Origin of the sequence: Photobacterium sp. GB-210 (genome assembly GCF_003026075.1) — a bacterium.
Lineage (GTDB): Bacteria > Pseudomonadota > Gammaproteobacteria > Enterobacterales > Vibrionaceae > Photobacterium.
In genome coordinates, this window is record NZ_PYNU01000031.1 from 16,734 (window position 1) to 32,090 (window position 15,357).

At 44.8% G+C, this 15,357-nt stretch carries 29 protein-coding genes and 1 pseudogene; all 30 read right to left on the minus strand.

All coding sequences use genetic code 11. From position 1 onward, the window contains the following. Position 1: 1 nt before the first annotated feature. The gene (locus C9J38_RS20495; RefSeq protein ID WP_233217847.1) at positions 2–970 is read right to left on the minus strand and encodes a glycosyltransferase family 4 protein; all 969 of its coding nucleotides are present in this window, start codon (positions 968–970) and stop codon (positions 2–4) included. 106 nt (positions 971–1,076) lie between these two features. Then, positions 1,077–1,460 carry a 50S ribosomal protein L17 gene (rplQ, locus tag C9J38_RS20500; RefSeq protein ID WP_005370955.1) on the minus strand — a complete coding sequence of 128 codons (384 nt, stop codon included), beginning with the start codon at positions 1,458–1,460 and terminating at the stop codon, positions 1,077–1,079. 34 nt (positions 1,461–1,494) lie between these two features. Further along, positions 1,495–2,484 carry a DNA-directed RNA polymerase subunit alpha gene (gene rpoA, locus C9J38_RS20505; protein ID WP_005370957.1) on the minus strand — a complete coding sequence of 330 codons (990 nt, stop codon included), beginning with the start codon at positions 2,482–2,484 and terminating at the stop codon, positions 1,495–1,497. A 23-nt stretch (positions 2,485–2,507) separates the two neighbouring features. Continuing rightward, positions 2,508–3,128 (minus strand): 30S ribosomal protein S4, encoded by a 621-nt coding sequence (gene rpsD / locus C9J38_RS20510; RefSeq protein WP_005370959.1) that lies wholly within the window; start codon positions 3,126–3,128, stop codon positions 2,508–2,510. A 32-nt stretch (positions 3,129–3,160) separates the two neighbouring features. Next, positions 3,161–3,550, minus strand: a complete 390-nt coding sequence (rpsK, locus tag C9J38_RS20515) for a 30S ribosomal protein S11 (RefSeq protein WP_005370963.1) — start codon at positions 3,548–3,550, stop codon at positions 3,161–3,163. Positions 3,551–3,569: 19 nt separating this feature from the next. Continuing rightward, entirely contained in the window at positions 3,570–3,926 is a 357-nt protein-coding gene (gene rpsM / locus C9J38_RS20520; RefSeq protein WP_005370966.1) for a 30S ribosomal protein S13, read from the minus strand. A gap of 145 nt (positions 3,927–4,071) precedes the next feature. After that, positions 4,072–4,185 carry a 50S ribosomal protein L36 gene (rpmJ, locus tag C9J38_RS20525; protein ID WP_000868186.1) on the minus strand — a complete coding sequence of 38 codons (114 nt, stop codon included), beginning with the start codon at positions 4,183–4,185 and terminating at the stop codon, positions 4,072–4,074. 31 nt (positions 4,186–4,216) lie between these two features. Next, positions 4,217–5,542 carry a preprotein translocase subunit SecY gene (gene secY / locus C9J38_RS20530; protein ID WP_005370968.1) on the minus strand — a complete coding sequence of 442 codons (1,326 nt, stop codon included), beginning with the start codon at positions 5,540–5,542 and terminating at the stop codon, positions 4,217–4,219. 22 nt (positions 5,543–5,564) lie between these two features. Then, positions 5,565–5,999, minus strand: coding sequence for a 50S ribosomal protein L15 (gene rplO, locus C9J38_RS20535; RefSeq protein ID WP_005370970.1), 435 nt, complete (start codon positions 5,997–5,999; stop codon positions 5,565–5,567). A gap of 5 nt (positions 6,000–6,004) precedes the next feature. Beyond that, complete coding sequence (gene rpmD / locus C9J38_RS20540; RefSeq protein WP_005302823.1) at positions 6,005–6,184, minus strand: 50S ribosomal protein L30; 180 nt, start codon at positions 6,182–6,184, stop codon at positions 6,005–6,007. Between the two features lie 5 nt (positions 6,185–6,189). Next, positions 6,190–6,687 (minus strand): 30S ribosomal protein S5, encoded by a 498-nt coding sequence (gene rpsE, locus C9J38_RS20545; protein ID WP_005370977.1) that lies wholly within the window; start codon positions 6,685–6,687, stop codon positions 6,190–6,192. Between the two features lie 12 nt (positions 6,688–6,699). Continuing rightward, positions 6,700–7,053: a 50S ribosomal protein L18 gene (rplR, locus tag C9J38_RS20550; protein WP_005370979.1), complete on the minus strand. Its 354-nt coding sequence runs from the start codon at positions 7,051–7,053 to the stop codon at positions 6,700–6,702. A gap of 9 nt (positions 7,054–7,062) precedes the next feature. Further along, positions 7,063–7,596 (minus strand): 50S ribosomal protein L6, encoded by a 534-nt coding sequence (gene rplF / locus C9J38_RS20555; RefSeq protein ID WP_005370981.1) that lies wholly within the window; start codon positions 7,594–7,596, stop codon positions 7,063–7,065. Positions 7,597–7,608: 12 nt separating this feature from the next. Then, complete coding sequence (gene rpsH / locus C9J38_RS20560) at positions 7,609–8,001, minus strand: 30S ribosomal protein S8 (RefSeq protein ID WP_005370983.1); 393 nt, start codon at positions 7,999–8,001, stop codon at positions 7,609–7,611. A gap of 36 nt (positions 8,002–8,037) precedes the next feature. Continuing rightward, on the minus strand, positions 8,038–8,343 hold the full coding sequence (gene rpsN, locus C9J38_RS20565; protein ID WP_005370985.1) for a 30S ribosomal protein S14: 306 nt from the start codon (positions 8,341–8,343) through the stop codon (positions 8,038–8,040). 15 nt (positions 8,344–8,358) lie between these two features. Further along, complete coding sequence (gene rplE / locus C9J38_RS20570) at positions 8,359–8,898, minus strand: 50S ribosomal protein L5 (protein WP_005370989.1); 540 nt, start codon at positions 8,896–8,898, stop codon at positions 8,359–8,361. Positions 8,899–8,913: 15 nt separating this feature from the next. Then, on the minus strand, positions 8,914–9,225 hold the full coding sequence (gene rplX / locus C9J38_RS20575) for a 50S ribosomal protein L24 (RefSeq protein ID WP_008988080.1): 312 nt from the start codon (positions 9,223–9,225) through the stop codon (positions 8,914–8,916). Positions 9,226–9,237: 12 nt separating this feature from the next. Then, a complete protein-coding gene (rplN, locus tag C9J38_RS20580) occupies positions 9,238–9,609 on the minus strand; it encodes a 50S ribosomal protein L14 (RefSeq protein WP_107208696.1) in 372 nt (123 codons plus the stop codon). A 166-nt stretch (positions 9,610–9,775) separates the two neighbouring features. Next, positions 9,776–10,030: a 30S ribosomal protein S17 gene (gene rpsQ / locus C9J38_RS20585; RefSeq protein ID WP_005370996.1), complete on the minus strand. Its 255-nt coding sequence runs from the start codon at positions 10,028–10,030 to the stop codon at positions 9,776–9,778. Beyond that, on the minus strand, positions 10,030–10,221 hold the full coding sequence (gene rpmC, locus C9J38_RS20590) for a 50S ribosomal protein L29 (RefSeq protein WP_005370998.1): 192 nt from the start codon (positions 10,219–10,221) through the stop codon (positions 10,030–10,032). Before rpmC ends, rpsQ begins: the two co-directional genes overlap by 1 nt. Beyond that, on the minus strand, positions 10,221–10,631 hold the full coding sequence (gene rplP / locus C9J38_RS20595) for a 50S ribosomal protein L16 (protein ID WP_005371000.1): 411 nt from the start codon (positions 10,629–10,631) through the stop codon (positions 10,221–10,223). Before rplP ends, rpmC begins: the two co-directional genes overlap by 1 nt. Before the next feature lie 11 nt (positions 10,632–10,642). After that, positions 10,643–11,332 (minus strand): 30S ribosomal protein S3, encoded by a 690-nt coding sequence (gene rpsC / locus C9J38_RS20600; protein WP_005371002.1) that lies wholly within the window; start codon positions 11,330–11,332, stop codon positions 10,643–10,645. A 19-nt stretch (positions 11,333–11,351) separates the two neighbouring features. Next, a complete protein-coding gene (gene rplV, locus C9J38_RS20605) occupies positions 11,352–11,684 on the minus strand; it encodes a 50S ribosomal protein L22 (protein ID WP_005302797.1) in 333 nt (110 codons plus the stop codon). 10 nt (positions 11,685–11,694) lie between these two features. Then, complete coding sequence (gene rpsS, locus C9J38_RS20610) at positions 11,695–11,973, minus strand: 30S ribosomal protein S19 (protein ID WP_005302795.1); 279 nt, start codon at positions 11,971–11,973, stop codon at positions 11,695–11,697. Positions 11,974–11,991: 18 nt separating this feature from the next. Continuing rightward, positions 11,992–12,816, minus strand: a complete 825-nt coding sequence (gene rplB, locus C9J38_RS20615) for a 50S ribosomal protein L2 (RefSeq protein WP_045084936.1) — start codon at positions 12,814–12,816, stop codon at positions 11,992–11,994. A gap of 18 nt (positions 12,817–12,834) precedes the next feature. Further along, entirely contained in the window at positions 12,835–13,137 is a 303-nt protein-coding gene (gene rplW, locus C9J38_RS20620; RefSeq protein ID WP_006647439.1) for a 50S ribosomal protein L23, read from the minus strand. Further along, complete coding sequence (gene rplD, locus C9J38_RS20625; RefSeq protein WP_006647440.1) at positions 13,134–13,736, minus strand: 50S ribosomal protein L4; 603 nt, start codon at positions 13,734–13,736, stop codon at positions 13,134–13,136. The genes rplW and rplD overlap by 4 nt, the downstream gene beginning before the upstream one ends. Positions 13,737–13,752: 16 nt before the next feature. Further along, positions 13,753–14,382, minus strand: a complete 630-nt coding sequence (gene rplC, locus C9J38_RS20630) for a 50S ribosomal protein L3 (RefSeq protein ID WP_107208697.1) — start codon at positions 14,380–14,382, stop codon at positions 13,753–13,755. A 14-nt stretch (positions 14,383–14,396) separates the two neighbouring features. Beyond that, positions 14,397–14,708: a 30S ribosomal protein S10 gene (gene rpsJ / locus C9J38_RS20635; protein ID WP_002541412.1), complete on the minus strand. Its 312-nt coding sequence runs from the start codon at positions 14,706–14,708 to the stop codon at positions 14,397–14,399. 518 nt (positions 14,709–15,226) lie between these two features. Beyond that, positions 15,227–15,357, minus strand: a pseudogene (gene tuf / locus C9J38_RS20640) (elongation factor Tu); the annotation flags it as partial.

Genomic DNA, 15,357 nt, shown 5'->3' on the forward strand with positions numbered 1-15,357 from the left:
ATTACTGCTTAATTCCATAGGCGTTAGCAAGTATATTCCAGCGTTGTTTTCCACTAAATTTAGTTACAACTTGAATATAGCTATATTTAGAGCATGCCTGCCACTCTTTGTTGGTCATAGAGTCAAAACAGAGGATATACCAAGCTAACTTTGACCAATCAAACTCATCAACAAGCCATCTCGTATCTACAAGCAAAGGCAAATCACCCACTTTTGTGCCTATTACAGGAATACCATATGCCATCGCCTCTAAAGCTGCCATTGGTAGCCCTTCTGCACGTGAAGAGATAAGCAGTAAATCAATTTTATTCCAATGAAGTGACATATCTTCAACGGCGCCATGCCATTTAATATTGGGATAACTGCCCAATAAATTAGACTCTTCACCATCACCAAAAACATGAAATTTAATAGTTGGGCATTGGTTAGAAAGCTGTAGATAGCGGTCAATACCTTTGACATGACATAACCGGCCAACAAAACCGACTTGAAAAGTTGTATGTCGGCGACGTAACACAAAGGGAGGAATAGAATGAATAAAGTTATTTAAGACGTAACACTGAAAAGGTACTTTCGATTTTATCTCGTCACTTACAGCAAAATTCGTTGATAAAAAACTAGTCGAACGATTAAGCCATTCATAAAAAGCTAAACGTCCAATTAAAAACTCACCGGCGTGAAAACTGGTAAGCACTCTACATCTGCGTAGCAGTTTTAAACATCGCGCCCATAATGAAGATTTATATCCATGAGCATGCAGAATATCATGAGACTGAACTAGCAATGAAAAATGGACAAAACTTGCTGAAGTAAAATATTCAATTTGGTTTTTTTCTAATAAAGGGTAAAGCGGGTGATTAGATGCTTTAGAGATAAAAACAACTTTAAACGGAATTTTCTTATCTTTAAGAAGCAATGAAAGCTGTAACACATGGCTTTCAATCCCACCAAAACCTGAACTATCAAGCATCACATAGAGCATAGTAACCACATAATGAATCCATCATTATAAATTACATGCAAAAAAAAAGCCGAGTCTAATGACTCGGCTTCTCTTCTTATTTAACGGCTATTGCTTATTCAGCAGCAGCTTCTTCCTTTGCAGGACGGTCTAATAACTCGATGTAAGCCATAGGAGCTTTATCACCAGTACGGAAACCGCACTTCATGATACGAGTGTAACCACCAGGACGCGCAGCAAAGCGTGGACCTAGTTCGTTAAATAGTTTCGCAACAACTTCGTTGTCACGAGTACGAGCGAATGCAAGACGACGGTTAGCAACACTGTCTGTCTTAGCTAGGGTAATCAAAGGCTCAATTACGCGACGTAGCTCTTTTGCTTTAGGCAAGGTAGTCTTAATTAATTCGTGACGTACCAGAGAGCTAGCCATGTTGCTGAACATCGCTTTACGATGACTGCTGTTGCGGTTGAGTTGACGACCACTCTTACGATGGCGCATGACCTAATCCTTCTAACTAGATATCAGTAAACTATTAATCTTCAGCGATTGAAGCTGGCGGCCAATTTTCTAGGCGCATACCTAGAGATAGACCACGAGATGCCAATACATCTTTGATTTCTGTCAAAGACTTCTTACCAAGGTTTGGCGTTTTAAGAAGCTCAACCTCAGTACGCTGAACAAGATCACCGATGTAGTGGATCGCTTCTGCTTTTAGACAGTTAGCAGAGCGAACAGTTAGTTCAAGATCGTCTACAGGACGCAGTAGGATCGGATCGAACTCCGGCTTCTCTTCTTTCTCTTCAGGAACACGTACATCTCGAAGATCTACGAATGCATCCAATTGTTCAGCAAGAATAGTTGCTGCACGACGGATAGCTTCCTCAGGATCAAGAGTACCATTAGTCTCCATATCGATTACTAGCTTGTCTAAGTCAGTGCGTTGTTCAACGCGAGCTGCTTCAACAGCGTAAGCAATACGGTCCACTGGGCTGTAAGTAGCATCTACTAACAGACGACCAATTGGACGCTCATCTTCTTCAGTGTGAATACGAGCTGATGCTGGTACGTAGCCGCGACCACGCTCTACCTTGATGCGCATGCTTAATTCAGCATTGTCATCAGTAATATGGCAGATTACGTGCTCTGGATTCGCAATCTCAACATCACCATCATGGGTGATGTCACCTGCAACAACAGGGCCTGCACCAGATTTGTTCAGAGTAAGAATAACTTCATCTTTACCCTCAACCTTAACGGCTAGACCTTTAAGGTTTAGAAGAATTTCAAGGATATCCTCCTGAACGCCTTCTTTGGTGCTGTACTCATGTAACACACCGTCGATTTCAACTTCTGTTACAGCACAACCTGGCATAGAAGATAATAAAATACGACGAAGAGCGTTTCCTAAAGTGTGGCCAAAACCACGCTCTAATGGCTCTAGAGTTACTTTTGCGTGTGTCGTGCTAACTTGTTCGATGTCAACAAGACGCGGCTTAAGAAATTCTGTTACAGAACCCTGCATTGTGTCCTCTCTTAACTGTAGCCTTACTTAGAGTAAAGCTCGACGATCAGGTGTTCATTGATGTCGGCAGACAAATCAGAACGTTCTGGAAGACGCTTAAACGTACCTTCCATCTTGCTGCTGTCTACTTCGACCCAAGTCGGTAGTTCACGCTGTGTAGCAACTTCTAGAGCTGCTTTAATGCGTGCTTGGTTCTTAGCTTTCTCACGAATGCTAACAACGTCGTTTGCCGCTACCTTGAAAGAAGGAACGTTTACGACTTGACCGTTAACTAGGATCGCTTTGTGGCTTACCAGCTGACGTGCTTCTGCGCGAGTTGCGCCAAAGCCCATGCGGTAAACTACGTTATCTAGACGACCTTCAAGAAGCTGAAGCAGGTTTTCACCTGTGTTACCCTTGATGCGGGCAGCTGTCTTGTAGTAGTTACGGAATTGTTTTTCTAGTACGCCATATGTACGACGAACTTTCTGCTTCTCACGAAGCTGAACGCCGTAATCAGATAGACGACCACGACGAGCACCATGTTGGCCCGGCGCGTTATCAATCTTACACTTGGTATCAATCGCACGTACACCAGACTTAAGGAATAAGTCAGTGCCTTCGCGACGGCTAAGCTTTAGCTTAGGACCCAAATATCTTGCCATTTTTCTTTCTCCAATTTCCTAGAAACGAAACGTTATACGCGACGTTTCTTAGGTGGACGACAACCGTTATGAGGGATCGGAGTCGCATCAACAATGTTAGTGATACGGAAACCCGCTGCGTTTAAAGCACGGATTGTAGACTCACGACCAGGACCAGGGCCCTTAACCATAACTTCTAGGTTCTTAACGCCATATTCTTTGGCCATTTCACCACAACGCTCAGCAGCAACCTGTGCAGCGAACGGAGTAGATTTACGAGAACCACGGAAACCTGAACCACCTGCAGTAGCCCAAGATAGAGCGTTACCTTGACGGTCAGTAATGGTTACGATTGTGTTATTGAAAGAAGCATGGATGTGCGCAACGCCATCAGCTACTTGCTTGCGTACGCGCTTACGAGCGCGAGTTGGTTGTTTTGCCATTGTACTCTACCTTATCCGACTATTTTTTGATCGGCTTGCGCGGACCCTTACGGGTACGAGCGTTGGTTTTAGTACGCTGTCCACGTAGAGGTAGACTGCGACGGTGACGAAGACCACGGTAACAACCAAGATCCATTAGGCGCTTGATGTTCATGGAAATTTCACGACGAAGATCACCTTCTACAGTGTACTTAGCTACACCATCACGCAGTAGATCGATCTGCTCTTCAGTTAGTTCACTGATCTTAACATCTTCAGCAATACCCGTTTCAGCTAAAATAGCTTGAGAACGTGTTTTACCAATGCCGTAGATCGCAGTTAATGCGATAACAGCATGCTTTTGATCAGGAATGTTAATGCCTGCAATACGGGCCACTATTCACTCCTAGTACTTTACAAGAATAACCGCTGCAGAGCCCGTTGAGGATACGCAGCGGTGGTACAATTCTTTTGCACATAACAAAATATGGTTGGCTAATGTAGCCAACCTATCTTCAATTTGCAAGAAATATTTCTGCTAATTAGCCTTGGCGTTGTTTATGCTTTGGCTCACTGCAAATTACACGCACAACACCGTTGCGCTTGATAACTTTACAGTTACGGCAGATTTTCTTAACGGAAGCACGAACTTTCATTGCTAAACTCCGTAAATATGGATAACTAAACTTAGCGACCGTAGCCTTTCAGATTAGCCTTTTTCAAAACTGACTCATATTGTTGAGACATCAAATGTGTCTGAACTTGAGCCATGAAATCCATAATAACAACAACTACGATTAGTAGGGAAGTACCACCAAAATAGAAGCGTACATTCCATGCTATCATCATGAACTCGGGGATCAGACAGATAAAGGTAATATATAACGCACCAGCAAGAGTCAAACGCGTCATCACTTTATCTATATATTTTGCGGTCTGTTCACCCGGGCGTATACCAGGTATAAATGCACCAGACTTCTTCAAATTATCAGCTGTCTCGCGTGGGTTAAATACCAACGCGGTGTAGAAGAAACAGAAGAATATAATCGCAGCAGCATAAAGCATTACATATAAAGGCTGTCCAGGGCTTAAAGCAAGTGAAATATCACTTAACCAACCTAGACCTTCACTTTGACCAAACCACTGAGCCAGTGTGCCTGGGAAAAGAATAATACTTGATGCAAAAATTGCTGGTATAACACCTGCCATGTTGATTTTCAACGGCAAGTGTGTGCTCTGCGCAGCAAAGACACGACGGCCTTGTTGACGCTTGGCGTAGTTAACGACGATACGACGCTGACCACGTTCCATGAACACTACAAAGTAAATAACAGCAAAAGATATAACTGCAATTAACAGTAGAAGAAGTACGTGCAATTCGCCTTGACGCGCTTGCTCTACGGTCTGTCCAATCGCTGGCGGTAAACCAGCAACGATACCAGTGAAAATAATCAACGATATACCGTTACCAATACCACGCTCGGTAATTTGTTCACCTAACCACATTAAAAACATGGTGCCGGTAACCAAACTAACCACTGCAACAAAATAGAAACTAGGGCCTGGATTATGTACAAGCCCTGGAATCATACTCGGTAACCCCGTTGCAATACCAATTGCTTGGAAGGTTGCCAAGACAAGCGTACCGTATCGGGTGTACTGACTTATCTTACGACGGCCAGCCTCACCTTCTTTCTTCAACTCAGCTAATGCTGGATGAACTACAGTTAGCAACTGGACAATAATAGACGCAGAAATATACGGCATTATTCCCAGAGCTAAAATAGAAGCACGCGAGAGTGCACCACCAGAGAACATGTTAAACATCTCAATGATGGTACCCTTTTGCTGTTCGAACAGACTGGCAAGTACAGCAGCGTCAATACCAGGAATAGGTACAAAAGAACCTGCTCGGAATATTAAGATCGCACCTAATACGAATAATAGGCGTGACTTAAGCTCTGCTAGGCCACCTTGTGCACTACGAAAATCTTGTCCTGGTTGTTTAGCCATCTGTACCTCATCCTCGAGTTAATTATTCCTCGATTTTACCGCCGGCAGCTTCGATAGCAGCTTGAGCGCCTTTAGTAACGCGTAGGCCTTTCACTGTTACTGAACGAGCGATTTCACCAGAAAGTACAACTTTCACGAACTTAATGTCCTTAGTGATAACATTCGCAGCTTTTAGTGTTTCAAGGCTTACAACATCACCTTCAACTTTCGCTAGCTCAGCTAGACGAACTTCAGCTGTTACAAGGCTCTTACGAGACGTAAAACCGAATTTTGGTAGACGCTGTTTCAAAGGCATTTGACCGCCTTCGAAGCCTGGACGTACAGAACCACCTGAACGTGATTTCTGACCCTTGTGACCACGGCCACAAGTTTTGCCCAGACCTGAACCGATACCACGGCCTACGCGCTTCGCAGAAGGCTTAGAACCAGCAGCCGGTGATAGAGTATTCAAACGCATACTGATTACTCCTCAACTTTAACCATGTAGTAAACCTTGTTGATCATGCCGCGTACGCAAGCAGTATCTTCAAGTTCTACAGTATGGTTGATGCGACGAAGGCCTAGGCCACGCAAAGTAGCTTTATGCTTCGGTAAACGACCGATAGAGCTCTTTGTTTGGGTTACTTTAATAGTTTTAGCCATGTCGATTACTCCAGAATTTCTTTAACAGAAAGACCACGCTTAGCAGCGATCATTTCTGGAGAGTTCATTCCACTAAGACCATCAATTGTTGCGCGAACAACGTTGATTGGGTTAGTAGAACCGTATGCTTTAGCTAGTACGTTACGGATACCCGCAACTTCTAGCACTGCACGCATTGCACCACCTGCGATGATACCTGTACCTTCTGATGCTGGCTGCATGTACACTTGAGAACCAGTGTGACGGCCTTTAACAGCGTGGTGAAGAGTACCTTCGTTGATTGCAATTGTAACCATGTTACGACGTGCTTTTTCCATCGCTTTCTGGATTGCAGCAGGCACTTCACGTGCTTTACCGTAACCAAAACCGATGCGACCGTTACCGTCACCAACTACTGTTAGTGCAGTAAAGCTGAAAATACGACCACCTTTAACCGTTTTTGAAACACGGTTAACAGCGATCAGCTTTTCATTCAAATCTGATTGTGTCTTTTCGTTAGCCATCTTCCGCCTACCTTAGAATTTCAGACCAGCTTCACGAGCAGCTTCTGCTAGTGCAGCGATACGGCCGTGGTATTGGAAACCAGAACGATCGAATGCAACGTTAGAGATGCCTTTTTCAATCGCGCGCTCAGCAATAGCTTTACCTACAGCTGTAGCAGCGTCTTTGTTTCCGGTACTCTTAACTTGCTCACGGATCGCTTTTTCTACGGTAGAAGCGGCTGCGATAACCTCAGAGCCGTTCGGTGCAATTACCTGAGCGTACACGTGACGTGGAGTACGGTGTACAACTAGGCGAGTTGCGCCCAGTTCAGCAATCTTACGACGTGCTCGGGTCGCACGACGGATACGAGATGCTTTCTTATCCATAGTGTTACCTTACTTCTTCTTAGCTTCTTTAGTACGCACAACTTCGTCGGCGTAACGAACACCTTTACCTTTGTAAGGTTCAGGGCTACGGTAAGCGCGAATATCAGCAGCTACCTGACCAACTAACTGCTTATCAGTACCTGTAAGTACGATTTCAGTTTGTGATGGGCATTCAGCTTTGATACCTGCTGGAAGTTCGTGCTCAACTGGATGAGAGAAACCTAGAGTTAAACCTACAGCGTTGCCTTTAACAGCAGCACGGTAACCTACACCCTTAAGAGTCAGCTTCTTAGTGAAGCCTTCAGTAACACCAACAACCATATTGTTCACTAGTGCACGAGCAGTACCTGCTTGTGCCCAAGCTTTATCGAATCCTTCACGAGGACCGAAAGTAACTTTGTTCTCTTCCAAAGTTAAAACTACTGCATCATGGATAGTACGAACTAGTTCGCCTTTACTACCTTTCACAGTAATTTCCTGACCGTTAAGTTTAACTTCTACGCCGGCAGGAATAACTACAGGTGCTTTTGCAACACGAGACATATCCTACTCCTATTATGCTACGTAGCAGATAATCTCACCGCCAAGACCCGCTTTGCGTGCAGCACGGTCGGTCATAAGACCCTTGGAAGTGGAAACAACAGCAATACCAAGGCCACCCATCACTGATGGTAGCGCATCTTTTTTCTTGTAGATGCGTAGACCAGGACGTGATACACGTTGGATTTGCTCAATAACTGGGTTAGCTTCGAAGTACTTAAGAGTAACTTCTAGCTCAGGCTTAACATCACCAGATAAGGTGTAGTCAGCCACATAACCTTCTTCTTTAAGTAGAGCAGCGATAGCTACTTTAAGCTTAGAAGATGGCATTTTTACAGCAACTTTTTTCGCTGCCTGACCGTTACGAAGACGGGTCAGCATATCCGAAATCGGATCTTGCATGCTCATAAGTTAATACTCCGTGATTCTGAATTGCTTACTGGATTACCAGCTTGCTTTACGTAGACCCGGAATCTCGCCTTTCATGCAAGCTTCACGAACCTTGATACGGCTAAGACCGAACTTACGTAGGTAGCCGTGTGGACGTCCAGTCTGGTTACAGCGATTACGCTGACGAGACTTCGCAGAATCACGTGGTAGTGACTGAAGTTTAAGCACTGCATTCCAGCGATCTTCTTCAGACGCATTCACGTCGCTAATTAGAGCTTTTAGCGCTGCACGCTTTTCAGCGAACTTAGCTACTAGCTTGGCACGTTTAGCTTCGCGTGCCTTCATAGATTCTTTAGCCATTAGTAACCCTTACTTTTACTTACGGAATGGGAAGTTAAAAGCAGACAATAGAGCTAGAGCTTCTTCATCAGATTTAGCAGAAGTTGTAACAGTGATATCTAAACCACGTACACGATCTACTTTATCGAAATCGATTTCTGGGAAGATGATCTGCTCACGAACGCCCATGCTGTAGTTACCACGACCATCGAATGACTTAGGGTTTAAACCACGGAAGTCACGAATACGCGGTACAGCAATTGAAATCAGGCGGTCGAAAAAGTCCCACATACGCTCGCCACGTAAGGTTACTTTACAGCCAATAGGGTAGCCCTCACGGATCTTAAAGCCTGCAACTGACTTACGTGCTACAGTGATTAGCGGCTTCTGACCTGAAATTGCAGTCATGTCAGCAGCAGCATTCTCTAGCAGCTTCTTGTCGTTGATAGCTTCGCCCACACCCATGTTAAGTGTGATCTTTTCGATCCTTGGGACTTGCATGATACTCTTGTATTCAAACTTTTCAGAAAGCTCTTTTACAACAGTCTCTTTGTAGTAATCATGCAGTTTCGCCATAGTACTACTCCAAACTTACTTGATAGTTTCGCCAGTCGACTTGAAGAAACGAACTTTTTTGCCGTCTTCAAATCGGAAGCCTACACGGTCCGCTTTACCTTGACCGTTAACGATAGCAACATTAGACGCATCGATCGCAGCTGCCTGCTCAACGATACCGCCTTGAACACCCATTGCCGGAACTGGCTTCTGGTGTTTCTTAACCATGTTGATACCTTCAACGATAACTTTACCGGTTGCTAGAACCTTAGTTACTTTACCAGTCTTGCCTTTGTCTTTACCAGCAAGAATGATAACTTCGTCGTTTTGACGGATTTTAGCTGCCATTATAGTCGCTCCTTAAAGTACTTCTGGCGCTAGTGATACAATCTTCATGAATTTCGCATTACGAAGTTCACGAGTCACAGGGCCAAAGATACGGGTACCGATAGGTTGCTCAGTAGTGTCGTTCAACAATACGCAAGCATTACGGTCAAAGCGAATGACAGAGCCATCTTGACGACGAACGCCTTTACGGGTGCGTACAACCACCGCTTTCAGTACATCACCTTTCTTTACTTTACCGCGAGGAATTGCTTCCTTCACTGTAACCTTGATGATGTCACCGATATGTGCATAGCGACGGTGAGAACCACCCAGAACCTTAATACACATTACGCTACGTGCGCCGGAGTTATCCGCTGCATCAAGCATACTTTGCATTTGGATCATGTTAGTGCTCCGCTAATTTTTTAAACATCTAGACCCAAAACGAGTCGATATGCCTTTTCTTCAAAGGCGGCGAATAATAACACCATTTTCGCTCGATGGGTAGATAAAAAATGAACGGCCCCAAGATTTTTAGGGCCGCTAACTTAAATAGCTGAAAAGTCAGTAATTAGATACGTGCTTTTTCAACTACTCGTACCAGTGTCCAAGACTTAGTCTTTGACATTGGACGACATTCACGAACTTCAACAGTATCGCCTAGGCCACACTCGTTGTTTTCGTCATGTGCATGAAGCTTAGTCGTGCGTGTGATGTACTTACCGTAGATCGGGTGCTTCACTTTACGCTCGATAGCAACAACAATAGACTTATCGCCTTTGTCGCTAACTACGCGACCAAGCTGAGTACGAATTTTCTCGCTCATTATGCGCTAGCCTTCTCAGTCAGAACGGTTTTAACACGTGCGATATCACGACGTACAGTTTTTAGATTGTGAGTCTGCTGTAGTTGACCAGTCGCAGCTTGCATGCGCAAGTTAAACTGTTCACGTAGCAAATTCACAAGCTCTGCATTCAGCTCTTCAACGCTTTTAGCGCGTAGATCTTGTGCATTCATCACATCACCGCCTTAATTACGAAAGTGGTTTTGATTGGTAGCTTACGTGCAGCAAGGTTAAATGCTTCACGTGCTAGTGATTCAGAAACACCGTTCATTTCGTATAGAACTTTACCTGGTTGAACTTGAGCAACCCAGTAAGCCACACTACCCTTACCTTTACCTTGACGAACTTCAAGAGGCTTAGATGTGATTGGTTTGTCTGGGAATACACGAATCCAGATTTGGCCCTGACGTTTGATATGACGAGTCATAGCACGACGTGCAGCTTCGATTTGACGAGCAGTTAGTCGACCACGACCAACAGCTTTAAGACCAAATTGACCAAAGCTTACTTCAGTACCGTTCGCTAGACCGCGGTTACGGCCTTTAAAGGCCTTGCGGAATTTAGTGCGTTTTGGTTGCAGCATCAATAAACTCCTTATTTACGGCTTTTGCGCTGCTTCTTAGGCTTCTCAGCCTTTGGCTCTTCAACCGGCATGCCGCCTAGAACTTCACCTTTGAAGATCCAAACTTTAACGCCGATAACACCGTATTGGGTGTGAGCCGAAGAAGTTGCGTAATCAATGTCAGCACGAAGAGTGTGTAGAGGCACACGGCCTTCACGGTACCACTCAGTACGTGCGATTTCAGCGCCGCCTAGACGACCACTTACTTCAACTTTGATACCTTTAGCGCCAAGACGCATAGCGTTCTGAACTGCACGCTTCATAGCGCGACGGAACATAACACGACGCTCTAGCTGAGACGAAATGCTGTCTGCTACTAGTTGACCGTCTAGTTCTGGCTTACGTACTTCAGCGATGTTGATCTGAGCTGGAACGCCCGCGATCTTCGCAACTGCTGCACGTAGTTTCTCTACGTCTTCACCTTTCTTACCGATTACTACGCCTGGACGAGCAGTGTGAATAGTCACACGGATGCTCTTAGCAGGACGCTCGATAACGATGCGTGATAGAGATGCTTTTGCTAGTTCCTTAGTAAGGAACTGGCGTACCTTGAAATCGCCGTCTAGGTTGTCAGCGAACTCTTGGCTGTTAGCAAACCAAGTGGTATTCCAAGGCTTAACAATGCCTAAACGAATACCATTAGGATGTACTTTCTGACCCATTGCTTTCTCTCCTAGTCTCTTAGCGGTCTGCTACAACAACAGTGATGTGGCTAGAACGCTTCAAGATGCGATCGGCACGGCCTTTAGCACGAGGCATAATACGCTTCATGGTAGGACCTTCGTCAACGAAGATTTTAGCAACATTAAGATCATCAATGTCTGCGCCTTCGTTGTGTTCTGCGTTAGCGATAGCTGACTCTAAAACTTTCTTGATTAAATCAGCAGCTTTTTTGTTGCTGAAGTTAAGAATTTCTAGAGCTTGAGCAACTGGCTTACCGCGCAGTTGATCTGCAACCAAACGAGCTTTTTGCGGCGAAATGCGAGCAAAGCGATGTTTAGCGATAGCTTCCATTACCTACTCCTTAGCGCTTTTTAGCTTTCTTATCCGCAGCATGGCCACGGTAAGTACGTGTTGGTGCAAATTCGCCTAGCTTGTGACCGATCATTTCTTCAGAAACGAAAACAGGTACGTGCTGACGACCATTATGGACAGCGATGGTCAAACCGATCATCTGAGGGATGATCATTGAGCGACGGGACCAAGTCTTAACAGGCTTTTTGTCACCGCTTTCCAACGCTTTCTCTACCTTCTTCAGCAAGTGTAGGTCAATAAATGGACCTTTCTTGAGAGAACGTGGCATGGCGTATCCTCTTTATAATTACTTATTACGACGACGTACGATGTACTTGTCGGTACGCTTGTTCTTACGAGTCTTGTAACCCTTAGTTGGAACACCCCAAGGTGTTACTGGGTGACGACCGCCTGATGTACGACCTTCACCACCACCGTGTGGGTGATCAACTGGGTTCATTACAACACCACGTACAGTTGGACGAACACCGCGCCAGCGTGAAGCACCAGCTTTACCTAGCTCACGTAGCATGTGTTCTGCATTACCAACTTCACCTAGAGTCGCACGACCTTCAGCAAGAACTTTACGCATCTCACCAGAACGTAGACGTAGAGTCACATAAGTGCCTGCACGTGCAATGATCTGAGCGTATGCACCAGCTGAACGAGCCAGCTGAGCACCTTTACCAGGCTTAAGTTCAACACAGTGTACTGTTGAACCTACTGGGATGTTACGCATTGGTAATGTGTTACCAACTTTAATAGCAGCATCTTGACCAGACTGGATAACATCACCAGCTTGGAGACCTTTAGGTGCGATAATGTAGCGGCGCTCACCGTCTGCGTACAGAACTAGAGCAATGTTTGCGCTACGGTTTGGATCGTATTCTAGGCGCTCAACTTTCGCTGGGATGCCATCTTTAGTACGTTTGAAGTCGATTAGACGGTAATGTTGTTTATTACCACCACCGATGTGACGTACAGTGATACGACCGTTATTGTTACGACCACCAGTCTTAGAGTTTTTCTCTAGAAGTGGTGCGTACGGCTTACCCTTATGCAGGTCAGAGTTAACCACTTTAACTACGTGGCGACGACCTGGGGAAGTCGGCTTACATTTTACAATAGCCATTCTTCTTTGCTCCTAGCCTTACTCTGCACTACCAGCGAAGTCGATGTCTTGACCTTCTTTCAAGATAACATACGCTTTCTTCACGTCTGAACGACGGCCTTGGCGCATACCTTGACGTTTGGTCTTACCCTTAGTAATAAGAGTATTTACAGACTTAACTTCAACCTCGAACAGTTTTTCAACTGCTGCTTTGATCTCTTTCTTCGTTGCGTTCAATGCTACTTTGAAAACGATAGTATTCGCGTTTTCTGCAGCCATTGATGCTTTTTCAGAAATGTGCGGAGCACGTAGAACTTTTAAAATACGCTCTTCAGTGATCATGCTAGCATCTCCTCAACTGCTTTAACTGCTGCTGCAGTCATTACAATCTTATCGAAAGCGATCAAGCTAACTGGATCGATTGCCGCTGCATCACGTACGTCTACTTTGTATAGGTTACGTGCTGCAAGGAATAGATTCTCATCTAACTCGCCAGTTACGATTAGTGCATCAGTTAGCTCAAGCTCTTTAAGCTTAGCTACTAGTGCTTTTGTCTTTGGTGCTTCTAGAGTGAAGTTATCAACAACGATTAAACGCTCTTGACGAACTAACTCAGAAAGAATGCTCTTCATAGCACCGCGGTACATTTTCTTGTTTACTTTTTGGCTGTGATCCTGAGGACGAGCAGCGAAAGTAACACCACCAGAACGCCATAGCGGACTGCGGATTGTACCTGCACGAGCGCGACCAGTACCCTTCTGGCGCCATGGCTTAGCACCACCACCAGAAACGTCTGAACGAGTCTTCTGAGCACGTGTACCCTGACGAGCACCTGCTGCAAAAGCAACAACTACTTGGTGTACAAGCGCTTCATTGAAATCACGCCCAAAAGTAGTTTCGGAGACAGTTAGCGCGTCAGCGCCTTTGACTACCAATTCCATTACTAACTCCTCGACGTTACGCTTTAACAGCTGGTTTAACGATCACGTTGCCGCCTGTTGAGCCCGGTACTGCACCTTTAATAAGAAGCAGATTGCGCTCAGCGTCAACACGTACGATCTCTAGGTTTTGAGTCGTTACACGCTCAGCACCCATGTGACCAGCCATTTTCTTGCCTTTAAATACGCGACCTGGAGTTTGACATTGGCCAATTGAACCCGGTGCACGGTGAGACAAGGAGTTACCATGGGTCATATCTTGAGTACGGAAGTTCCAGCGCTTAACAGCACCTTGGAAACCCTTACCTTTAGATGTACCAGTAACGTCTACTTTTTTAATATCGTTGAATAGTTCAACACTTAGCTCAGCGCCAACTGCAAACTCTTCACTGTTTTCTAGACGGAATTCCCAAAGACCGCGACCAGCTTCAACACCTGCTTTCGCAAAGTGACCTGCTTCTGGCTTAGATACGCGGCTAGCTTTCTTAGTTCCAGCTGTTACTTGAATAGCGTTGTAACCGTCAGTTTCTACAGATTTAACCTGAGTAACGCGGTTGTTTTCAACTTCAACAACAGTAACTGGAATAGAAATGCCATCTTCGGTAAAGATGCGGGTCATGCCCACTTTACGACCGATTAGACCAATCATTCTCTTATCTCCCCTTAACCTAGGCTGATCTGTACGTCAACGCCAGCAGCTAGATCTAGACGCATAAGAGCATCAACAGTTTTGTCTGTAGGCTCAACGATGTCGATAAGGCGCTTGTGAGTACGGATTTCGTACTGATCACGTGCATCCTTATTAACGTGAGGAGAAATAAGAACAGTGAAGCGCTCTTTGCGAGTAGGAAGAGGGATTGGACCCTTAACCTGTGCGCCAGTACGCTTAGCTGTTTCAACGATTTCCGCAGTTGACTGATCGATCAAACGGTGATCGAACGCCTTTAAGCGGATACGAATACGTTGGTTCTGCATTAGACAGAGCTCCAAATAAAAATTACACAAACAATATCGCCACTCACGCTCGTAAAGACGAGGGAATGTCGATTGATTTATGTGAACGTAGCATCCCTATCGGATGCATTGTCAGTCAATTTAATGACTGCGAACATAAGTCAGAGTATTCATTATGAAATAAACCCGGCGTAGCCTGCAGTTCATTTCTCCTCAATGCTTATTGGTTCACAACTGCGCTTACAAGACTAACTCTCGGGCAGTGCGGTGCATTATACAGATCACAATTTTGAAAACAAGCTCTGTTTGATTGTTAAACAAAAATAGTTATAAAGTCTTTTATTTTCAATGAATTAATCTGATAACTATATATCAGATTTGCTTTATTAAACGAATAAAGCTCACTTATCACCATAAAATCAAGCTACATTTTCGCGTATTCCTGCTTATACAATACAAACAAGGAAAATGTTCGTAATTTTAGGCAATAAAAAAGGGAGCCGAAGCTCCCTTTTTCTGTACGTAAGTACTAAATGTTATTAAGCAATGATAGTTGCAACAACACCAGCACCAACTGTACGGCCACCTTCACGGATAGCAAAACGTAGACCTTCGTCCATCGCGATAGGTGCGATTAGAGTAACAGTCATAGCGATGTTATCACCAGGCA

What these genes read in the sequence shown, in the direction of transcription:
- rplD (WP_006647440.1), bottom strand. Translation starts at nt 13,736, where the DNA reads ATGGAATTGGTAGTCAAAGGCGCTGACGCGCTAACTGTCTCCGAAACT.
- rpsC (WP_005371002.1), bottom strand. Translation starts at nt 11,332, where the DNA reads ATGGGTCAGAAAGTACATCCTAATGGTATTCGTTTAGGCATTGTTAAG.
- rplQ (WP_005370955.1), bottom strand. Translation starts at nt 1,460, where the DNA reads ATGCGCCATCGTAAGAGTGGTCGTCAACTCAACCGCAACAGCAGTCAT.
- C9J38_RS20495 (WP_233217847.1), bottom strand. Translation starts at nt 970, where the DNA reads ATGCTTGATAGTTCAGGTTTTGGTGGGATTGAAAGCCATGTGTTACAG.
- rpsS (WP_005302795.1), bottom strand. Translation starts at nt 11,973, where the DNA reads ATGCCACGTTCTCTCAAGAAAGGTCCATTTATTGACCTACACTTGCTG.
- rplX (WP_008988080.1), bottom strand. Translation starts at nt 9,225, where the DNA reads ATGGCAGCTAAAATCCGTCAAAACGACGAAGTTATCATTCTTGCTGGT.
- rplO (WP_005370970.1), bottom strand. Translation starts at nt 5,999, where the DNA reads ATGCGTTTGAATACTCTATCACCGGCTGCTGGTTCTAAGCCTTCTGCG.
- rpsH (WP_005370983.1), bottom strand. Translation starts at nt 8,001, where the DNA reads ATGAGCATGCAAGATCCGATTTCGGATATGCTGACCCGTCTTCGTAAC.
- rpmC (WP_005370998.1), bottom strand. Translation starts at nt 10,221, where the DNA reads ATGAATGCACAAGATCTACGCGCTAAAAGCGTTGAAGAGCTGAATGCA.
- rplN (WP_107208696.1), bottom strand. Translation starts at nt 9,609, where the DNA reads ATGATCCAAATGCAAAGTATGCTTGATGCAGCGGATAACTCCGGCGCA.
- rplC (WP_107208697.1), bottom strand. Translation starts at nt 14,382, where the DNA reads ATGATTGGTCTAATCGGTCGTAAAGTGGGCATGACCCGCATCTTTACC.
- rpsQ (WP_005370996.1), bottom strand. Translation starts at nt 10,030, where the DNA reads ATGAGCGAGAAAATTCGTACTCAGCTTGGTCGCGTAGTTAGCGACAAA.
- rpoA (WP_005370957.1), bottom strand. Translation starts at nt 2,484, where the DNA reads ATGCAGGGTTCTGTAACAGAATTTCTTAAGCCGCGTCTTGTTGACATC.
- rpsE (WP_005370977.1), bottom strand. Translation starts at nt 6,687, where the DNA reads ATGGCTAACGAAAAGACACAATCAGATTTGAATGAAAAGCTGATCGCT.
- rplB (WP_045084936.1), bottom strand. Translation starts at nt 12,816, where the DNA reads ATGGCTATTGTAAAATGTAAGCCGACTTCCCCAGGTCGTCGCCACGTA.
- rplF (WP_005370981.1), bottom strand. Translation starts at nt 7,596, where the DNA reads ATGTCTCGTGTTGCAAAAGCACCTGTAGTTATTCCTGCCGGCGTAGAA.
- rpsN (WP_005370985.1), bottom strand. Translation starts at nt 8,343, where the DNA reads ATGGCTAAAGAATCTATGAAGGCACGCGAAGCTAAACGTGCCAAGCTA.
- rplP (WP_005371000.1), bottom strand. Translation starts at nt 10,631, where the DNA reads ATGCTGCAACCAAAACGCACTAAATTCCGCAAGGCCTTTAAAGGCCGT.
- rpsJ (WP_002541412.1), bottom strand. Translation starts at nt 14,708, where the DNA reads ATGCAGAACCAACGTATTCGTATCCGCTTAAAGGCGTTCGATCACCGT.
- rpmD (WP_005302823.1), bottom strand. Translation starts at nt 6,184, where the DNA reads ATGGCTAAAACTATTAAAGTAACCCAAACAAAGAGCTCTATCGGTCGT.
- rpmJ (WP_000868186.1), bottom strand. Translation starts at nt 4,185, where the DNA reads ATGAAAGTTCGTGCTTCCGTTAAGAAAATCTGCCGTAACTGTAAAGTT.
- rpsD (WP_005370959.1), bottom strand. Translation starts at nt 3,128, where the DNA reads ATGGCAAGATATTTGGGTCCTAAGCTAAAGCTTAGCCGTCGCGAAGGC.
- rplW (WP_006647439.1), bottom strand. Translation starts at nt 13,137, where the DNA reads ATGATCACTGAAGAGCGTATTTTAAAAGTTCTACGTGCTCCGCACATT.
- rpsK (WP_005370963.1), bottom strand. Translation starts at nt 3,550, where the DNA reads ATGGCAAAACAACCAACTCGCGCTCGTAAGCGCGTACGCAAGCAAGTA.
- rplV (WP_005302797.1), bottom strand. Translation starts at nt 11,684, where the DNA reads ATGGAAGCTATCGCTAAACATCGCTTTGCTCGCATTTCGCCGCAAAAA.
- secY (WP_005370968.1), bottom strand. Translation starts at nt 5,542, where the DNA reads ATGGCTAAACAACCAGGACAAGATTTTCGTAGTGCACAAGGTGGCCTA.
- rplE (WP_005370989.1), bottom strand. Translation starts at nt 8,898, where the DNA reads ATGGCGAAACTGCATGATTACTACAAAGAGACTGTTGTAAAAGAGCTT.
- rplR (WP_005370979.1), bottom strand. Translation starts at nt 7,053, where the DNA reads ATGGATAAGAAAGCATCTCGTATCCGTCGTGCGACCCGAGCACGTCGT.